16 protein-coding genes are annotated in these 17,362 nt (G+C 43.7%); 9 read left to right on the forward strand and 7 right to left on the reverse strand.

The genetic code is table 11. The features are described from left to right. Nucleotide 1: 1 nt before the first annotated feature. Complete coding sequence (locus ABEB05_RS07605) at nucleotides 2-1,207, reverse strand: anhydro-N-acetylmuramic acid kinase (RefSeq protein ID WP_265788959.1); 1,206 nt, start codon at nucleotides 1,205-1,207, stop codon at nucleotides 2-4. Between the two features lie 96 nt (nucleotides 1,208-1,303). On the opposite strand from ABEB05_RS07605, the gene ABEB05_RS07610 reads away from it, so the two are divergent. Together ABEB05_RS07610 and thrC (ABEB05_RS07615) are read left to right on the forward strand one after the other, a co-directional pair. After that, on the forward strand, nucleotides 1,304-1,555 hold the full coding sequence (locus tag ABEB05_RS07610; RefSeq protein ID WP_265788960.1) for a hypothetical protein: 252 nt from the start codon (nucleotides 1,304-1,306) through the stop codon (nucleotides 1,553-1,555). Between the two features lie 84 nt (nucleotides 1,556-1,639). Further along, on the forward strand, nucleotides 1,640-3,334 hold the full coding sequence (gene thrC, locus ABEB05_RS07615; RefSeq protein ID WP_265788961.1) for a threonine synthase: 1,695 nt from the start codon (nucleotides 1,640-1,642) through the stop codon (nucleotides 3,332-3,334). 14 nt (nucleotides 3,335-3,348) lie between these two features. Here the strand turns inward: thrC (ABEB05_RS07615) and thrC (ABEB05_RS07620) are convergent, their stop codons facing one another. The 6 genes from thrC (ABEB05_RS07620) to ABEB05_RS07645 all read right to left on the reverse strand — a co-directional run bounded on the left by thrC (ABEB05_RS07620) (nucleotide 3,349) and on the right by ABEB05_RS07645 (nucleotide 10,494). Further along, nucleotides 3,349-4,662, reverse strand: coding sequence for a threonine synthase (gene thrC / locus ABEB05_RS07620; RefSeq protein WP_265788962.1), 1,314 nt, complete (start codon nucleotides 4,660-4,662; stop codon nucleotides 3,349-3,351). After that, complete coding sequence (locus ABEB05_RS07625) at nucleotides 4,649-5,605, reverse strand: homoserine kinase (protein ID WP_265788963.1); 957 nt, start codon at nucleotides 5,603-5,605, stop codon at nucleotides 4,649-4,651. Before ABEB05_RS07625 ends, thrC (ABEB05_RS07620) begins: the two co-directional genes overlap by 14 nt. Before the next feature lie 2 nt (nucleotides 5,606-5,607). After that, nucleotides 5,608-8,079: a bifunctional aspartate kinase/homoserine dehydrogenase I gene (thrA, locus tag ABEB05_RS07630; RefSeq protein ID WP_265788964.1), complete on the reverse strand. Its 2,472-nt coding sequence runs from the start codon at nucleotides 8,077-8,079 to the stop codon at nucleotides 5,608-5,610. A gap of 62 nt (nucleotides 8,080-8,141) precedes the next feature. Next, a complete protein-coding gene (locus ABEB05_RS07635) occupies nucleotides 8,142-8,897 on the reverse strand; it encodes a 2,3,4,5-tetrahydropyridine-2,6-dicarboxylate N-succinyltransferase (RefSeq protein ID WP_265788965.1) in 756 nt (251 codons plus the stop codon). Between the two features lie 26 nt (nucleotides 8,898-8,923). Next, entirely contained in the window at nucleotides 8,924-9,817 is an 894-nt protein-coding gene (gene dapA, locus ABEB05_RS07640) for a 4-hydroxy-tetrahydrodipicolinate synthase (RefSeq protein ID WP_265788966.1), read from the reverse strand. Nucleotides 9,818-9,825: 8 nt separating this feature from the next. After that, nucleotides 9,826-10,494 (reverse strand): dihydrodipicolinate reductase C-terminal domain-containing protein, encoded by a 669-nt coding sequence (locus tag ABEB05_RS07645; protein ID WP_265788967.1) that lies wholly within the window; start codon nucleotides 10,492-10,494, stop codon nucleotides 9,826-9,828. Nucleotides 10,495-10,622: 128 nt separating this feature from the next. Here ABEB05_RS07645 and ABEB05_RS07650 point away from each other — a divergent pair, with 128 nt between their 5' ends. From ABEB05_RS07650 to ABEB05_RS07680, 7 genes are all read left to right on the forward strand, one after another. Beyond that, nucleotides 10,623-11,885, forward strand: coding sequence for a DUF819 family protein (locus tag ABEB05_RS07650; RefSeq protein WP_265788968.1), 1,263 nt, complete (start codon nucleotides 10,623-10,625; stop codon nucleotides 11,883-11,885). A gap of 75 nt (nucleotides 11,886-11,960) precedes the next feature. Then, the gene (locus ABEB05_RS07655; RefSeq protein ID WP_265788969.1) at nucleotides 11,961-13,160 is read left to right on the forward strand and encodes a serine hydrolase; all 1,200 of its coding nucleotides are present in this window, start codon (nucleotides 11,961-11,963) and stop codon (nucleotides 13,158-13,160) included. A gap of 114 nt (nucleotides 13,161-13,274) precedes the next feature. After that, nucleotides 13,275-13,757 (forward strand): hypothetical protein, encoded by a 483-nt coding sequence (locus ABEB05_RS07660; protein WP_265788970.1) that lies wholly within the window; start codon nucleotides 13,275-13,277, stop codon nucleotides 13,755-13,757. Between the two features lie 11 nt (nucleotides 13,758-13,768). Next, nucleotides 13,769-14,497: an SAM-dependent methyltransferase gene (locus ABEB05_RS07665; protein WP_265788971.1), complete on the forward strand. Its 729-nt coding sequence runs from the start codon at nucleotides 13,769-13,771 to the stop codon at nucleotides 14,495-14,497. 245 nt (nucleotides 14,498-14,742) lie between these two features. Further along, nucleotides 14,743-15,954: an N-acetylmuramoyl-L-alanine amidase family protein gene (locus ABEB05_RS07670; protein WP_265788972.1), complete on the forward strand. Its 1,212-nt coding sequence runs from the start codon at nucleotides 14,743-14,745 to the stop codon at nucleotides 15,952-15,954. Nucleotides 15,955-15,963: 9 nt separating this feature from the next. Continuing rightward, on the forward strand, nucleotides 15,964-16,581 hold the full coding sequence (udk, locus tag ABEB05_RS07675) for a uridine kinase (RefSeq protein WP_265788973.1): 618 nt from the start codon (nucleotides 15,964-15,966) through the stop codon (nucleotides 16,579-16,581). A 60-nt stretch (nucleotides 16,582-16,641) separates the two neighbouring features. Next, entirely contained in the window at nucleotides 16,642-17,361 is a 720-nt protein-coding gene (locus ABEB05_RS07680; protein ID WP_265788974.1) for an SDR family oxidoreductase, read from the forward strand. Nucleotide 17,362: the final 1 nt, after the last annotated feature.

The raw sequence follows: 17,362 nt of genomic DNA on the forward strand, positions 1-17,362 counted from the left end.
TTTATCCGGGAAGTGATATTTTACCAAAATTGATTTTACCTTTACTTTTTGTGTGATCTATGGCTGATATTGGGAACCCTTCTCCAGCCAGCAACTCATTAGCCAATACCGCAAAACAGACGGCTTCCTTGGCATCAGCATTAAAAAAATATTCTTCGAATGATTTAAAAGCCGTATTGCCTAACTCATTCTGGAGACTTTCCATGAGGAACGTATTATGCACTCCTCCTCCACTCACTAGTACTTCCAGAGTTTTCGATTCCGGATGAATCTTTTTAACGGCATCTGTGATCGTCTGGATGGTAAACTGTGTTAGGGTAGCCAATAAGTCGGGAGCAGATAAATCTTCTGCATTGGAAACCATTCTTGCCCGTTTTGCATAGGACCAATTAAAATGTTCCAATCCCGTTGTCTTGGGTGGATCTAATTCGAAATATGGATCGTCTTTCAAGGCTTCAAGCAGATCTTGGTTTATCTCCCCCTTACGCGCCGTTCTCCCTCCTTTGTCAAATGGCTGGTCAAGCATTCGTTGCGAAGCGGCATCCAGCAGCGTATTGCCTGGACCGGAATCCGCAGTTGTAAATGATCTTGATGACCCAGCAGCCGGGAGGTAACTGAAATTCGCAATACCTCCGATATTTAGCAGTAATCGATTTTTATCCGGATCATCAAATAGCATCCGATCAATTAAGGATGCCATCGGGGCTCCTTCCCCTCCTGCAGCCGTATGTTTTTGTCGAAAATCGCTGATTGTAATAATTCTTGTCTGTCGGGCTATATGATCTCCATCTCCCATCTGCAGGGTTGCATTTGGCAATCCACTTCGCTTATGCCTGGATTTTGGAGCATGATAAATCGTCTGTCCGTGGCTGGCAATACAATCAATAGATGAAGGTTCCACTTCCCATTTATCCAATGCTTCCAAAATCAGGTCGGCAGTAAACTCTCCTAAATAGGTATTAAAAATACACAACTCTTCCAGACTGCATTTCGGCACCGAAACAACTTCTTTCAGGATCTGTTGGATCTCATCCGGATAGGATAAAGTCGTAAATTCCTCCAGCATTATTTCCGTTTGTGTTCCGCTGCCACTCATCTTACAAAGGGCCAGATCCAGCCCATCCATCGAAGTCCCCGACATAAGTCCAATAATCATTCGTTCTTCCTTGGCTGAAATATGCGCGAGGTGTTGGATAGCATTGTTCATAAATATATTACCCGGATCTTATTGCGTATTAGGCACGTCATTTCTATGTTCAGACTTAAAATGATGATGTAACATGCAATCCGCAATAGATAATTTATGTCTGACCTAACTGATACCGATTACGATGCATACGAGCAGGATATAGAACTGCTCGTAGATACTCTTCGAAAATGTTTTAATGCCGAAAAGGCCCGTTATAATGTAGTGGGGCATCAAAATACGCTCTTTATTGAAATTCAGGGACTCGATGATTTAACCCCTGAAGAAATATCCGAAGTAGCAGAACCGGTTCTCGACGAACTTGATATGGATTTTGATGAAATTTCACTACTCCCTCTCAAAAAATAGTATCATTCATCTGCTGAATGAACTATCTTTTATTCTTATAAGAAAGAAATAACAGCCAATATAAAAGAACGGATTAATTCAGCTATGCCTAATGCTACCACTGACTACCAGCTAAAGTGTGTCGCAAACGGCCATTTAAACTCTGAAGAGAAGACGACTACCTATTGCTCTGAATGCGATAGCGTACTGAGAGTGGTGTACAATAGCCCATCCGGGGATCTGAAATATCCACTACAACAGCTTGTTCCCGACCCGTTAAAAACACATCCAACGGCCCTAAAAAAACTTGATAGACTTTCAGATACATACAATGCAGATTTAAGTGCAAAACTGGAGTTTCAGCATCCTACCGGCTGTTTTAAGGACCGCGGCAGTTATATTGAAGTTCAAAAAGCACTGGAACTAAATGCGGATGCCATCTGCCTGGCCTCGACCGGCAATATGGCGGCTTCAGTGGCGGCCTATGCCTGTTACTTTAATATTCCGTGTTTTGTGTTTGTACCCGAAAAAACAACAGAAGCCAAGCTCGCACAGGCTACCATCTTTGACGCAAATATAATTCGCATCAAAGGCTCGTTCAGTACCTGTGAGCAGCTATGCCGGCAATTTGCAAAGTCAGGGAACTACTATCTGGCCGGGGATTTCGTGTTTCGTGAGGAAGGCCAAAAATCTTTCTCCTACGAACTCTTTGAGCAAGGAGGTACCGACGTAGAATATATTCTGATTCCTATCGGATGCGGGACGAATTTTAGCGCTATCTTCAAGGGATTCCAGGAGATGAAGGAAGGCGGACTTATTGACCAAATTCCAAAATTTGTAGCCATACAACCGGATCAAAGTTCTCCGGTGGTAGAGGGGATTTTCAAAAAAGAGAAAATCGTGAAAGATCAGGTACAGACGATGGCAAGTTCTGTGGCCGTTCCCGATCCCGTGGATTTCTATAAAGTATTGGAAGCCATTGATCAAACAGACGGGATGGCTGTTACTGTAACTGAAGATGAAATACTTGATGCCCTGAAGGAGCTGGCCGTTGTGGAAGGACATTTTGTGGAACCGGCTGGTGCTCTTCCGTTAGCCGCTTTGAAGAAACATAAAGATACTTTTAAAAATAAAAAATGTTTATTGGTAACGACTGGATCGGGTTTCAAAGATACCAAGGTCGTAACCAAACATTCCTTAACCTCTCCGGTTCTCTCTCCGGATCTTAACAAAGTTATCAAATACATCAATTCCGGTTTCATTGGAATGCAGAAGGAATCGTGGGGTAAATCACGCGATACCTTCATGGCCAATCTTAAAATGGATGAAGAACACGAGAAGCTGTACAACCAATATATGTCCAAAATAAATAAGAAGGGTAAAACACTCAGCAATAATGAAATTGAAGCGCTGCAATCTCTTATTTTTGATGAAGATGCTGATCTCGATTATCCGGTAGAGGTATTGGATTATAAACTGACAATGCGTAAACATGGATTAGTACATGCAGAGGTCAAGCTTGACCAACAAGGCCAAGAAATAATCTCCGAGGCCAAAGGAGTCGGCCCCATAGATGCAATCCTATCAGCCATTCGTTCCCATACAGATAATGTGTTTCCTCTTGAAGTGGATAACCACGAAGTCGATATACTCAGTCCCGATACCGATTCGCTGGTAATGGTAACACTGACGCTATCCAACAGCGAACAGCAGTGGATATCTAAAGCGGCATCCCCTGATACCCTGGAAGCCGTAATTCAAGCATTTACCAAGGGACTTGCCATAGCAATGAAATCGTAGATCTGTTTTAGCTGTTAGGAATACTGTTCCCGCAAGAATGATTTAAATTTTGGATAAGAAGCATACATCCGCACGCTTTTCTTCTCCTTTTCCATACTTTCTTTTAAGGCACCAGGAAGCGGTATTTCCGTGTCAATCAGGGGTTCTACAATATCGGAAAATTTAGCGGGATGTGCCGTTCCCAGGATGATAACCGGTTGATCACTCTCCTGCTCTTTCCTGTAACTGTTTGCCGCCAAATATCCTACGGCAGTGTGAGGATCTAGAATGTAATCATACGATTGATAAACTTCTTCAATGACTGTCCGACAAGCGTCATCATTGAAAGAAGCGGCCCATAGATGCTGTCGAAGTTCAACTACATCGGGATAGAAGGATCTGATTCTTTCCAAATTACTGGGATTACCCACATCCATGGCACTGGAAATGGTTTTCTGGGAGGCACGGGGACTAAAGTTCCCGCTTTCCAAAAATTCTGGTACCACATCATTGACGTTGGTCCCGGCAATAAACTGTCCGACGGACATGCCCGTTTGCGCCGCCATCATTCCGGCCGTAAGGTTTCCGAAGTTCCCGCTTGGCACACAAAAATGAACAGAATCTGATTCTTCCAGCTGTGCAAGCCCCCTTCCATAATAGAACATCTGTGGCAGCAACCGGGCAATATTGATTGAATTTGCCGAACTCAAAATAAGCTCATCTCGTAATTTTGAATCTGAAAAAGCATCTTTCACTAATTTCTGGCAGTCATCAAAAGTCCCCTCTACTTCAAGGGCTGTTACATTCCCACCGATCGTAGTCAGCTGCTGCTCCTGCAAAGGACTTACTTTTCCGCTGGGATATAGTAAACAGACATCGACATTATCAACTCCTTCAAAAGCACGTCCAACGGCACTCCCGGTATCCCCGGAAGTGGCCACTAAAATGACCATTCGCTGGGACGCCTGCTCTGCCCTGTAGCTCATCATTCGGGCCATAAATCGGGCTCCATAATCTTTGAAAGCAAGGGTTGGTCCGTGAAAAAGCTCCAGCACATAGAGATCATCGTGCAAATGTACCAGGGGCGCATCAAAAGAAATAGCATCCTCTACCAACGATTCCAGTCGATCGGCAGGAATTTCCGGAACAAAGGTCTGTGCAAGGGCAGAACCTATGTCGGTTATTGACATACTCTCAATATGATTCCACAATTTATCTGAAAGATCTGGCCACCGATCGGGAATAAAAAGGCCACCATCCCGGGCCAATCCCTGTTCCATTGCCCCACTGAAATTCTTAGACTCATTCCCATTTCGAGTACTGATATAGCTAATCTCATTCTTTGACATCAATAACCTCTGCGCCTTTAGTATTAATAGCCGAAAGATACTCATCGGAAGGAAGCCCAACATTATCCAATGCCGACTTCATCGCCTTCAAAACGGCTTCGGCTGTATCTCTGTCCGCCGTCAATGCAAATATAGAAGGTCCTGATCCGGCGATACCCGCTCCGACAGCGCCTGCATTGAGGGCCGCTTCCTTTACGGAATCATAGCCCGGAATCAGCACCGATCGCACCGGCTCAATAATGACATCCTTCATTGAACGGGAAATCAAATCCAAATCTTTGTTCATAAATCCTGCGACCAGTCCCCCAACGTTTCCCCATTGGATGACAGCCTGCTCCAGTGAGATATCTTTTCTTAAAATCTTGCGGGTATCTTCGGTCTTAATCTCAATTTGAGGATGTACTACAGCAGCATGGAGTTTTTCAGGAAAAGGAAGATTAAAAATATCCGCGGGATCAGAACTCCGGATAAAAACGAACCCTCCCAATAAAGAGGGACCAACATTATCATAGTGGGCCGTACCACATGCTACGCGCTCCCCTTCAGCTGCAAATGGGAGCAGCTCGTTTCGACTTAAGGGACTGCCTAACATATGATTTGCTGCTAAAACAGCGCCGGCCGAACTGGCAGCACTCGATCCCAATCCACTTCCCAAGGGCATTTGCTTATGCACTTCAATTTCAATTCCGGCATCAATATTCAAATGATCCAGCAGAGCCCGGACTGCAACGCTTGCAGTATTCTTCTCAGCTTTGGCAGGCAATACGCCTTCATCACCGGTAATGGCTGCAATAGTTACATCCTTAGAGTCAGTAGAACGTACCACAATCTCATCTCCAGGAGCACCCAAGGCAAAGCCCATTACATCAAATCCACAGCTAACATTTGCAACAGAGGCAGGAGCAAATACTCGAACTTCACTATACTTAAAAGAAGAGTCCATAACTATACAACCTCGTTGCTAAATGCAGGAACATTACTGATCCTTAAAATATCAGCTAATATACCTCCTGCGGTAACCTCAGCTCCTGCCCCCGGCCCTTTGACGACTAGCGGAGTATCCCGGTAATGTTGTGTATGAAATGCTATAATATTATCACTTCCGGATAATCCACTGAACGGATGCTCATCATCAATTTCTTCCAGACTCACGGTTGCTTCGCCATCTTCATAACTCGCGATATAGCATAGGCGATGACCATTTGAAGCAGCTTTATCGTATCGCTTTTTAAATTCGTCATCAAAATCAGATAACTTTTCAAAAAAATCTTCAACGCTATCCGCTTCGCGGGCCGATTCCGGTACTAAGTTTTCAACCGTCAGGTCGCTCATTTCGACTTCTATGCCAGCTTCACGACACAAAATAAGCAGTTTCCGTGCCACATCCCTTCCATTGAGGTCTTCTCGGGGATCAGGTTCAGTGAATCCTTTTTCCAGAGCAGTCCGCACTACTTCACTAAAGGGAGTCTCGCCATCATACGTATTAAATATATAGCTAAGGGTTCCTGAGAGTACTCCCTCAATTTTAGTAATTTTATCGCCTGCAAGCACCTGTTCCTTAAGAGTTTTAACGACCGGCAGACCGGCCCCAACATTGGTTTCGTACAGGTACATTACATTGTGTTTCAAGGCCAACTCCTGCAGGGCCTGGTAGTGATGCAATGTCCCCGAATTGGCTTTCTTATTAGCCGTAACCACCGAAAAATTAGCCCTCATTACCTCCGGATAAAAATCGGCTACCTCACTGCTTGCCGTGCAGTCAATAAACAGACTATTTGGCAAGTTTAGCTCTCCGGCCTCATCCAAAAAGGTTTGTAGATCCATTGGCTTCCCGTCTTCCTCTAATCGCTCCGGCCAGCCAGTAAAAGGCATGCCTTTTTGCTCAATTTTGTAATAGCGGGAATTAGCTATCCCACATAAATTAAAGGCAATGTTATGTTCTTTGAATAGTAATTCCGCTTGTTTCTCAAACAGTTCGAGCACTTTATTCCCAATCAGTCCCACTCCAACCAAAAAGAGATTCACAGATTTAATCTTACTAAGGAAAAAGGCGTCGTGAATGGTGTTAAGCGTTTTAGACAAATCCTTCTTCTTAACTACCACCGAAATGTTCCGCTCGGAAGATCCCTGTGCAATAGCCCGAACATTAATACCGTTTCTCCCCAATGCTCTGAATAACCGTCCTGAAATACCAGGTGTATGCTTCATTCCTTCTCCTACTGCAGCAACAATGGAACAGTTGGATTCTTCTTTAATCTCATCAATCATACCTTCCTTCAGCTCAAAACTGAAGTTGGTCTTAAGTGACTGTATAGCCTGAGGAGCCTGCCGGGGCATTACGGCAAAACATACGGTATGCTCTGATGATGCCTGAGTAATCATAATAATGTTTACTCCGGCATCAGCCAAAACACTAAAAATACGCGCCGCAAACCCACTCACGCCAATCATTCCACTCCCTTTTAATGTGATCAGCGTAACCTCATCAATAGATGATATGCCTTTCACATTTGTGCTGATATCTGCCGGCTCCCGGTTAATAACCGTACCCGGCGATTCCGGCTTAAAAGTATTCTTAATATAGATTGGTATAGACGCAGACATAGCCGGATAGACCGTGGGAGGATAGATAACCTCGGCCCCAAAGTGAGAAAGTTCCATGGCTTCCTCGTAAGAAAGTTTCTGTATAGGTAAATGACGTTCCACCTTACGGGGGTCTGCCGTCATAATCCCCTCAACATCGGTCCATATCTCAATAGCATCTGCATCCAGAGCAGCACCAATTAATGAAGCGGTATAGTCCGACCCACCCCGACCAAGTGTTGTAGTTTCGCCTGTTTCCGTTGATGCGATAAAGCCGGTAACCACACCTACGGTATCACGGTTCTCGAAATACTCCCGGATATTTTGGGTCGTCTCGGTAGTAAGCACCCGGGCATTCCCAAAGTCCGCATTGGTCTTAATAATAGATCTTGCATCTACATATTCGGCATCTATGCCCTGCTCCTGCAACGCAGCGCTGAGTACAAATGCTGAAAGACGTTCTCCAAACCCCAAAACAAAATCGTGGGTCCGTCCCGTAAGCTCGTGAGTTAGTGAAACCCCGTGGAGCACATCTTCCAGCTCATTAAATAACACTTTGAGTTCTGTAAGAACGCTGCTTTGCCCCTGAACCCCAATAAGAGTTCGAACCATATCTACATGGCGTTGCTCTACCTTTTTTAACTGTTTGCGGTATTCATCCCTTCCTGCGGAAGCGTCTGAAACCATTTCTTCGAGGGTATTCGTCACCCCTCCAAAAGCAGAAACAACGACCTGGATACGATCTTCTTTCTGTTTCTCTGTAATTAATTTTAGGACTTGTCGAATGGCGGATTCTGATCCCACAGAAGTGCCGCCGAATTTTAAAATACGCATTTCAAATACTGTTTTTGGGATTTCGTCCCATACCATCTAAAAGTAAAAAGTAGTAGACGTAATTATCGTAATGCATCTTCGAGTTCAAGTGAAGCATCGCTCTGTGCATCCCGATACTTTACAATTAATGGACATGACATATTAAGACCTTGTTCTTCTGCCCACGAACCTGACATTGGACGCGTACCAGGGATTACAACTGCCCGTTCGGGAATGGCCGCCCCTTTTTCCAGCACTTTCTCATTCACACAATCATAAACCGGAATAGATTTGGAAAGAGTCACGCCCGGTGCAATCACGGCTCCCTCTTTAACCAAAATGCCTTCCACAATAACCGATCCTGCTCCTATAAAACAATCATCTTCAATAACAACAGGCGATAGTCCTACCGGCTCAAGAACCCCGCCAAGCTGAACTCCAGCAGACAGATGCACATTTTTCCCTACTTGAGCACAGGATCCAACCAAGGCATGGCTATCAACCATGGCTCCTTCATCTACATAAGCACCCACATTCACATAAGCAGGCGGCATGATTATAACTCCTGATGCTACATAAGCACCCCGGCGTACAGAAGAGCCTCCGGGTACCAAACGCACATTTTCATCCGCTGAAAATCGTCGCGGCGGAAGATTATGTTTATCTACAAAACCATCATAAATACCGGAATATTCGGTATTTTCTCCCGCGCTAAAAGATTCTAAAATAGCTTCTTTGACTTCAATATTTGCTTCCCAGCCATCCCCTTTGGGTTCGGCAGCCCGCACTTCACCGTTTTCCAGTTGTTCTAAAATTTCTTCCCAGTGTTCTTTACTCATTTTTATAACTGTCTATTTTTAAAAGCTTATTTATTTAAAATATTTTCGTTATACCAGTTTTCAATCAAATTATCTGCATTTTTTAATAGGCTCAGATCTTCAACCTCATCACCAGTCAGCGGTGGACGCAGGGTTGCTGCAGATATCCAGCCCTTTTCCTTTAGCAAGACTTTAGCCGGAATAGGGTTCGGAGATGAAAAAAGCACATCCGAACACTCCTGCCACAAAGGCAAAAGCTCGGGACCCCTGCCATCCAAGCACCATTCGACGTAGCGATGTGTAGCCTGGGGCCATACATTGGAGACCACCGAAACCAACCCCTCACATCCAGCCATTGCAAAGAAAGGCAACATACCGTCATCCCCGCTAAAAAATGCAATATCCTTGGCGCTTTTGCGGTAATTCTGATAATCTTCAACACTCCCGCTGGCTTCTTTCACAGCCACAAAGTTTGGATGGTCGGCTAATTCTTTAAGTACCAGCGGTTCCATTTTTACCCCCGTTCGGGAGGGCACATTATAGAGCATGCATGGTTTATCGGAAGCTTCTAATAGCGTTTTAAACCACTCTACCTGTCCTTTTGGCCCAGGTTTGGCATAAAGTGGCGTAACAAGCAGAAAAGCATCCACATCGTATTGCTGGCAAAATTCAATCCATTCAACTTGCTTCTGGTGATTGAATCCCCCCACCCCAACCATAATTGGTGTTTCCGTATCTAATTCGGAGACAGCCTGAACCACCTGCTTTTTATCTTCAAGTCCCATCGCCAAGCCTTCACCAGTACTTCCTAAAACCAGCACACCATTCCCGGCTTCCTCCTGTTTACGAACCAAGGATCTGAGATCATCAAGATGCAAATCTCCGTTTTCCTGCAGGGGCGTTACTAACGCTGTCCAAAGTTTTGTGTCAATTATACTCATAGCTACTGTTACATTACTTTATCAAAAATAGTTGAAAAATCATGAAATCCGGCTTCAATATCCGACTTCACCAGTTGTTCGGCACCCCAAATTGCCCCTTCGGCAAAAATCTTTCGGTCATGGGCGCGGTGTTTTAACGAGATTGACTCTGTTTCCGTTTGCAATTCGAGTTCATGGATACCTTTAATATCTCCTTTACGTTCCGATGTGATTTCTGCTTTCTGTCCCAGCCAATTCTCCCATGAAAGGGCAGTACCGCTGGGGGCATCCTGTTTGTGAACATGATGTACCTCATATATATGGAACGAAGGATTCTTCAAAACAGAAGAACTTTGGCCAATTACATTCAGACAGCGTCGCACAATGTTCATCCCCAAACTGAAGTTCGAAGCCTGCAGCCATTTAATTCCTTTCTGTTGCAATTTTGTATCCAGATCATCCGGCCAGTCATAGCCCGTGGTTCCCCATGCGGCCGGTAGGCCAGCAGCTATCAGGGGTTCCAGTAAATCTTCTACTGCAGAGCCGGGCACAAAAATAATCGCAGCATCTGCATCCTGCAAAGCCTTTTTTGTCGGTTTATTAGAGGAGTTGAATGGACCAACAAGCTGTTGATCATCAAGACTTTCTACAACCTTGCTCCCCGTTTTACCGGTTCCAATTACAGCAAATTTCAGCATTCTTTATCATCTTAAAGTTCAAAATGGAAGGGTAAGTATAACCTTTTCAAACGCGATTTTCATACGATTTGCGGATTACCCCTAATATAATGTAGATTCAGCCTTGATCAACTCAAAAAATCGATTCTATGTTTACACTTTTTGCCGCGCCTGTTTTTACGAATGATGCTGTGGTCCTGGGAATTCTGTTGCTTGTATTGGCACTTATTTTTATCACCTCAAGCAGCGAGAACCCTTTCTGGCAGAAATTTTATACCTTTATTCCCTCACTGCTGCTCTGCTATTTTATCCCTTCAATCCTGAATTCCGCGGGACTCATTTCCGGAGAAGAATCGAACCTATACTTTGTCGCCTCCCGCTATTTACTGCCGGCAAGTTTAGTACTGCTTACCCTGAGCATCGACTTTAAAGGAATTATTGGGCTGGGACCAAAAGCCATTATTATGTTTCTGGCGGGTACACTAGGTATAGTTATCGGCGGGCCGCTGGCCGTTATTACAGCCGGATATTTCTCTCCAGAGCTTGTAGGTGGTGCAGGACCCGATGCTCTCTGGCGCGGACTTTCGACCGTAGCGGGCAGCTGGATTGGCGGCGGTGCCAACCAAACGGCCATGTATGAAGTCTTTAATCCCAGTAATGAACTTTTCTCAGCTATGGTTACCGTTGATATCATTGTCGCAAATATTTGGCTAGGCTTTTTACTTTATGGGGCGGGCATTTCAGAACGTATTGACAGCTGGTTTAAGGCAGATGCCACCCCCATCACCAGACTCCGCAAAAAGATTGAAAACTACCAGAAAAATATCGCTCGCATCCCAAGCCTGGCTGACATTACCAGTATTGTTGCCGTGGGATTTGTCATTACTGCTATTGGGCATTTAGGAGCGGATGGTATTGCTCCATGGATTGCTGAAAATGCACCGCAACTTAGCCAACTTAGCCTCGACTCCCGCTTTTTCTGGATTATTGTTATTGCTACAACGGGAGGACTCCTTCTCTCTTTCACACAAGCACGTGAACTGGAGGGGGCCGGTGCTTCGAAAATAGGCAGTCTTTTCCTCTATATTTTAGTTGCTACTATCGGAATGAAAATGAACGTACTGGCCATTTTTGAAAGTCCGGGGTTCTTCCTTATCGGCTTAATGTGGATAATCATTCATGTCATTATTCTCTTCATAGTCGCAAAAATTATCAATGCGCCTTTCTTTTTTATCGCGGTAGGCAGCCAGGCAAATATAGGAGGCGCTGCATCGGCCCCTATTGTGGCCTCGGCTTTCCATCCGGCTCTTGCACCGGTAGGAGTACTTCTGGCCGTATTGGGCTATGCATTGGGAACATACGCCGCCTACTTCTGTGCCATCCTAATGCAATACGCTAGTCAGTTGTCCTAATTCATTACTGATTTAGGGGAACAAAGTCCGTATATTTGGCTCCTTGTGATTTAATCTTGAATGACTTTTATCCACATGCGGATTCTAAAATTTATAGGAGTAGCTATTGGCTCTCTTGTCCTCGTTTTTTTCCTGGTATTTGGCTTCAATCTGGACGCACTTAATACTCTTTTCAAAAACAGTGGAGATCTTCAGGAGGGACAGGAGTGGGTTTCAAAAACGACTTCCCTAAAAGACCTGACCGAATATATTGCAGCTAATCCCCGGAACGTATCCGTCGTATCACAATCCTCGATAAATCCAGATACAACCATAAACTTCCGGGGTGACGAGTCGCGTACAATGGGTACGCTTTCAAACTTCTTTCTTATTACCACCTATGCCCGGCTGGTGGAAGCCGACTCCCTCAATCCCAAAGAGCTGATATCTATTAAGGATACCGATGTCTACCAGGTTCCATTTATCGATGCTTCCAATCATGACGATGCGATAAATTTTCTCGAAAATAAAGGAGCTATCACCTCTGACAATGAAACTTCCCTTCATGAACTCGTAAAAGCAGCTATTATCTTTAACGATTTAGCAATCTCAGATTATCTTTACTTCCGATTGGGTCAGAATGCTATTTTAAATACCATGGATAAACTTGAGTTATCCGATACCGACGTACCCCTGCCCTTTTCGGGACTTTATATCACACTGAATCCGGCTATAACGGAGAAAGATTTTTTAACTCATTTTGAGCAACTCCAGACATTATCTCGTCAATCTTTTGAGGATACGGTTCTTGCCAAGGCACATCAATTTCAGACTGATTCCCTATACCGCCAGCGGGTTCTTAGAACGTTTGAAACCAATGATGGACTGAAAATACAATTCAGCGAGCGCCGCGATATGCTTGATCTCTTTCCAGCAACTACGGCACAGGAGTTATCTGAGCTAATGGTTCAGTTGGAAAATAACGAATTGCTGTCACAGCCCATATCCCGACGGGTCAAAGAGATTATGGATTGGCCATTTGAGCAGCAAAGCCTCAATAGCGATTTTAACCACTATGGAGCTATATATGACAGCAGATTAGGCTTGCTCAATGGCATTGATTACGGGGCTTCCACCTATTCGGGGGAACCCTTTGGACAGGCCGTCTTTTTTGATTCCCTGCAAGTAGCATTCTGGTTTCACATGAGCAGTAATTTAATGCATCAGGATTATCAACAGCGACTCATGTGGGACCCAGCCCTAAGGGAAACAACTCTTCAACAAATCAATAATTAGCTTATTTTATTTTTGAGAATATTTCTATTTCTCATACTTAATACCTCGTAAATTAAAACTCCTTCCATCTTATAACTGAATCTATCTTCCACAGACCTTAATAAGAATAACCTAATGAATTCCTATAAGTACTTATACCTTTTCTGGCTTGTTCCCACCGCTTTTCTTTTTCTGGCTTTACACCAAGTGTCTGTCTACTACAGCCTGACAGACACCTATGAAAATGGAGAAAGCTATACTGCAGAAGTTCTTGATTTTGAATTAAAGCAGATCGCTGCCCAGACCAATGGTTTTATTGTTCTGCAGTTTAATGATGAAGAAGGGAACCAAATCCAAAGAAAACTCTCTTTACCCGTAGAAGTTGCGGGACAATTACAGCAGATGCGGGTGATCCCCGTTCGCTATCAGCAAAAAGCTTCCCAGGAAATAGTGATCATGCCGACTTACGAAACACATAAAAACCTGGTTTGGACCAATATAGCTATGGCTGCTATTGCGCTGTTAATTCTGGTAATTATTGCCATTTTTGTACACCGCTATACGAACAAGAAACTCCGGAGCAAAGACAAGAAAATAGTTTTTGAAAGAATTGATTAAATGATATTGATATGACATCTCATTCATCCTCCAAAACCGGGACGCTTTATCTGGTCCCTAATACACTTGGAAAAACGTCCGAAAACAATACCATCCCCGACTATGTTTTAAATATAATTCGCAAGCTGGATGTCTTGATAGTCGAAAATATCCAAACGGCTACCCGGTATCTTCAGTGGGTAGGTGACACTGTGCCCGATTATGAAATTGACTTCCTGCTTCTGAATAAAAATACTCCCGATGAAGAGATTGTTTCTTTTTTATCTCCTCTTAAAAACGGACGCGATGTAGGGTTACTGTCTGAAGCGGGCTGTCCCGTAGTTGCCGATCCGGGTTCTACGCTCATTAAAATGGCTCATGGACGCGATATAACGGTTCGTCCCCTGGTGGGCCCCTCTTCAATTTTACTCGCGCTAATGGGGTCAGGATTTAACGGCCAGGAATTCGCTTTTCACGGCTATTTGCCAATTGATGAAAATAAAAGAAAGCAAGCCATCCTGAATTTAGAGCAAAAAGCCTGGAGAATTGACCAAACCCAGATATTTATGGAAGCACCACATCGAAACGATAACATTGTAAAAACGGTAATAAAATACTGCAAGGACGATACGAGGTTTTGCACGGCTACCAACCTCACTTTGCCCTATGAGCGCATCATCTCCAAAACAGTAGAAAAATGGAAACAGGAGTCGTTACCCTCTATTCATAAAGAGCCGACTATCTTTTTACTGTCAAGCTGAGAATTTAACTAAAAGAAATTAGTATTGGTGCTCAAGCATCTTTTGAAAGGGATAAAAGGATATACATATGCTTTTTATTCTTGCAGAAATATTACTTAAATTCGAATATAAATTATCTTAGTACGGAACTAATTAAACCTAAGGTGACTCACACATCTGTCAGAGCTAATAATCTTCCTTACCTTTACAGCGACTTGGTCGTTGTTGTTTTGCTAAGCCTTCTTTTTTTAGCGGGCTGTAATACCATGTCTCAAGCTCAGGAAGCGACTGATAATTCCCTTACTCATATTACCACTGCCGAACGAAGTGATGGGAAAGGATACGTTATTAGACTGCATTTACGGCAGGAAGCCGATTCTTTTCGAGTATATCAGCCCTCTTCCGATCATATCCAGTTCGCACTTTTTGATTCAGGAGTTCGTACTGAAAATATTGCTGTTCCTACGCACTCCCCTGTCATTAATGAGGCCCAGTTTTCACGAATACCTAATGGTATTGGTATTGATATTCAGCTTAAGCAAAAGGATTTTTTTGAGGTAGACGCCTATCCCGATGGACAAACTAATGACCTCTTATTGGGATTGACTAGGATTGATGAAGATGTAATCGTTCAGCGGACTCAAAAAGTAGGTCCGGTTGAATGGTCTTCCAATGCTCTTCCTCCCAGGGAACTGCCGGAAACTCCTGAAGGAGAAACCGAAGATAATGTTCCTGAAAATGGGGACTATGATCGTGTTAAGAGTAAAATGAAGTTTGATCGCGTTGTGCTTGATCCGGGGCACGGCGGACACGATACGGGGGCAATAGGATATAATAATATTCGAGAAAAGAATATTGTACTAAGCATAGCAAAAAAGGTAGGGGGATATATCAACGAAAACTTACCGGATGTTGAAGTTATTTATACCCGCGAAGATGACCGTTTCATTGCACTTGAAGAACGAGGAAGTATTGCCAATCGTCATGAAGGAGATTTATTTATCTCCATTCACTGTAATGCCCATAGCTCACGAAGACCCTATGGATCAGAAGTTTATTTTTTAGGACTCGAACGCACTCAATCTGCGCTTGAAGTTATGAAGCGTGAAAATACCGTAGTTCGGGCGGACAATGATACTGAACAAAAAGAACTCAGCCAGGAAGAACTACTGATTTATGAATTAGCGAACAGCGGATATCTTTCTACCAGCGAACGCATTGCGGGCATGCTAGAACATCAGTTTGATGAACGAGCACAGCGGCACTCACGCGGCGTTAAGCAAGCTCGATTCGTGGTACTCTATCACGCCTCTATGCCAGCTGTACTTGTAGAAACCGGATTTATAAGCAATCCCAATGAGGCCAACTATCTCACCTCGGAGTATGGACAAAATATTATTGCATCAGCTATTTTTCGGGCTATTCGCAATTACAAAGAACAATCGGAAGCAAATGATAACCATCCTTTAACCAAATAGCAGCTTCTTTTGGAACCACTGATTATTGGCGTAGCGGGAGGAAGTGGGTCGGGCAAAACAACCGTTGTCCGGCACATTATAGATAGCATTGGTGAAGAAAATATCCTTCTTTTACAACACGATTCATATTACAGGGACCTCAAACATCTTTCCTTTGAAGAACGGACCAAACAGAATTTTGATCACCCTTCTTCTTTGGAAACGGAGCTAATGATCCGCCACATCAAGGCGCTCAAAAACGGTTACCAGGTTGAGGTTCCAATCTATGACTTTACCCGACATATCCGGAAAGAAGAAACCCGACAGGTTAATGCCAAAAAAATCATTCTCATTGATGGCATCCTAATTTTTAATGAAAAAGAGCTCCGCGAGCAGATGAACATCAAGCTGTATGTTGATACCGATGATGATATCCGTCTCTTACGTCGCATTAAACGAGATATTATAGATCGTGATCGAGAGCTGGATGATGTTCTCAATCAATATCAAAAGTTTGTCAGGCCCATGCATCTCGAGTTTGTGGAACCCAGCAAGCGCTATGCCGATATAATTATCCCTCGCGGGGGTGAAAATAAAATAGCGCTGGATATGGTTAATGCCCTTATACAGGAACATCTATCGGAATGATTTCCATCCCGATACTGCTTGAGTAATAGCCTAAATAAAAATATTAAAAGAATTAATTATATGGAAATCGCATCAAAAACAGCTATCGTTACCGGCGCAAGTAGTGGAATTGGAGCTTCGTTCAGTAAAGCTCTAATTAACAAAGGGGCTAAGGTCTATGGACTGGCCCGGAGTACCGATAAGCTTAATCAGCTTAAAGAACATCTGGGCGATTCGTTCATTGGCGTCAAAATGGATATCACGGACCACGATAACATACAACAGTGGATCGGCACAACCTTTAATACTGACCACCGTCCTGAAATCCTGATTAATAATGCCGGACTTGGTCGATTCGGGGATGTCGACAAGCTTCCGCTTGATGATTGGGAAACCATGATTAAAACCAACCTATCAGGTGTATTTTATATGTGTCGACAAATTGTACCCTTGATGAAAGAAAATAAGAACCATTGCCATATTGTTAACATCGCTTCTATTGCCGGTAAAATTGGTAATCCGCAACTAAGCGGATATAATGCTTCAAAATTTGGAGTCCGTGGATTCAGCGAATCACTTTTTAAAGAAGTACGCTATGATGGTATCAAGGTTACCTGCTTTTATCCCGGTTCTATCCAGACCAAATTTTTCAGCGATGCAGACACCGAGTCACATTCCAATATGATGCAGCCAGAGGATGTTGCGGAAGTACTTATCAATATTCTGGAAACACCGGATAACTTCCTGATCAACGACATAACTATGAGGCCTCTTAATCCCAAACATCCGGACGAGCAATAAG

Source organism: Fodinibius salicampi, assembly GCF_039545095.1.
Classification (GTDB): domain Bacteria; phylum Bacteroidota; class Rhodothermia; order Balneolales; family Balneolaceae; genus Fodinibius; species Fodinibius salicampi.

What these genes read in the sequence shown, in the direction of transcription:
- ABEB05_RS07605 (WP_265788959.1), bottom strand. Translation starts at nt 1,207, where the DNA reads ATGAACAATGCTATCCAACACCTCGCGCATATTTCAGCCAAGGAAGAA.
- ABEB05_RS07610 (WP_265788960.1), top strand. Translation starts at nt 1,304, where the DNA reads ATGTCTGACCTAACTGATACCGATTACGATGCATACGAGCAGGATATA.
- thrC (WP_265788961.1), top strand. Translation starts at nt 1,640, where the DNA reads ATGCCTAATGCTACCACTGACTACCAGCTAAAGTGTGTCGCAAACGGC.
- thrC (WP_265788962.1), bottom strand. Translation starts at nt 4,662, where the DNA reads ATGTCAAAGAATGAGATTAGCTATATCAGTACTCGAAATGGGAATGAG.
- ABEB05_RS07625 (WP_265788963.1), bottom strand. Translation starts at nt 5,605, where the DNA reads ATGGACTCTTCTTTTAAGTATAGTGAAGTTCGAGTATTTGCTCCTGCC.
- thrA (WP_265788964.1), bottom strand. Translation starts at nt 8,079, where the DNA reads ATGCGTATTTTAAAATTCGGCGGCACTTCTGTGGGATCAGAATCCGCC.
- ABEB05_RS07635 (WP_265788965.1), bottom strand. Translation starts at nt 8,897, where the DNA reads ATGAGTAAAGAACACTGGGAAGAAATTTTAGAACAACTGGAAAACGGT.
- dapA (WP_265788966.1), bottom strand. Translation starts at nt 9,817, where the DNA reads ATGAGTATAATTGACACAAAACTTTGGACAGCGTTAGTAACGCCCCTG.
- ABEB05_RS07645 (WP_265788967.1), bottom strand. Translation starts at nt 10,494, where the DNA reads ATGCTGAAATTTGCTGTAATTGGAACCGGTAAAACGGGGAGCAAGGTT.
- ABEB05_RS07650 (WP_265788968.1), top strand. Translation starts at nt 10,623, where the DNA reads ATGTTTACACTTTTTGCCGCGCCTGTTTTTACGAATGATGCTGTGGTC.
- ABEB05_RS07655 (WP_265788969.1), top strand. Translation starts at nt 11,961, where the DNA reads ATGCGGATTCTAAAATTTATAGGAGTAGCTATTGGCTCTCTTGTCCTC.
- ABEB05_RS07660 (WP_265788970.1), top strand. Translation starts at nt 13,275, where the DNA reads ATGAATTCCTATAAGTACTTATACCTTTTCTGGCTTGTTCCCACCGCT.
- ABEB05_RS07665 (WP_265788971.1), top strand. Translation starts at nt 13,769, where the DNA reads ATGACATCTCATTCATCCTCCAAAACCGGGACGCTTTATCTGGTCCCT.
- ABEB05_RS07670 (WP_265788972.1), top strand. Translation starts at nt 14,743, where the DNA reads ATGTCTCAAGCTCAGGAAGCGACTGATAATTCCCTTACTCATATTACC.
- ABEB05_RS07680 (WP_265788974.1), top strand. Translation starts at nt 16,642, where the DNA reads ATGGAAATCGCATCAAAAACAGCTATCGTTACCGGCGCAAGTAGTGGA.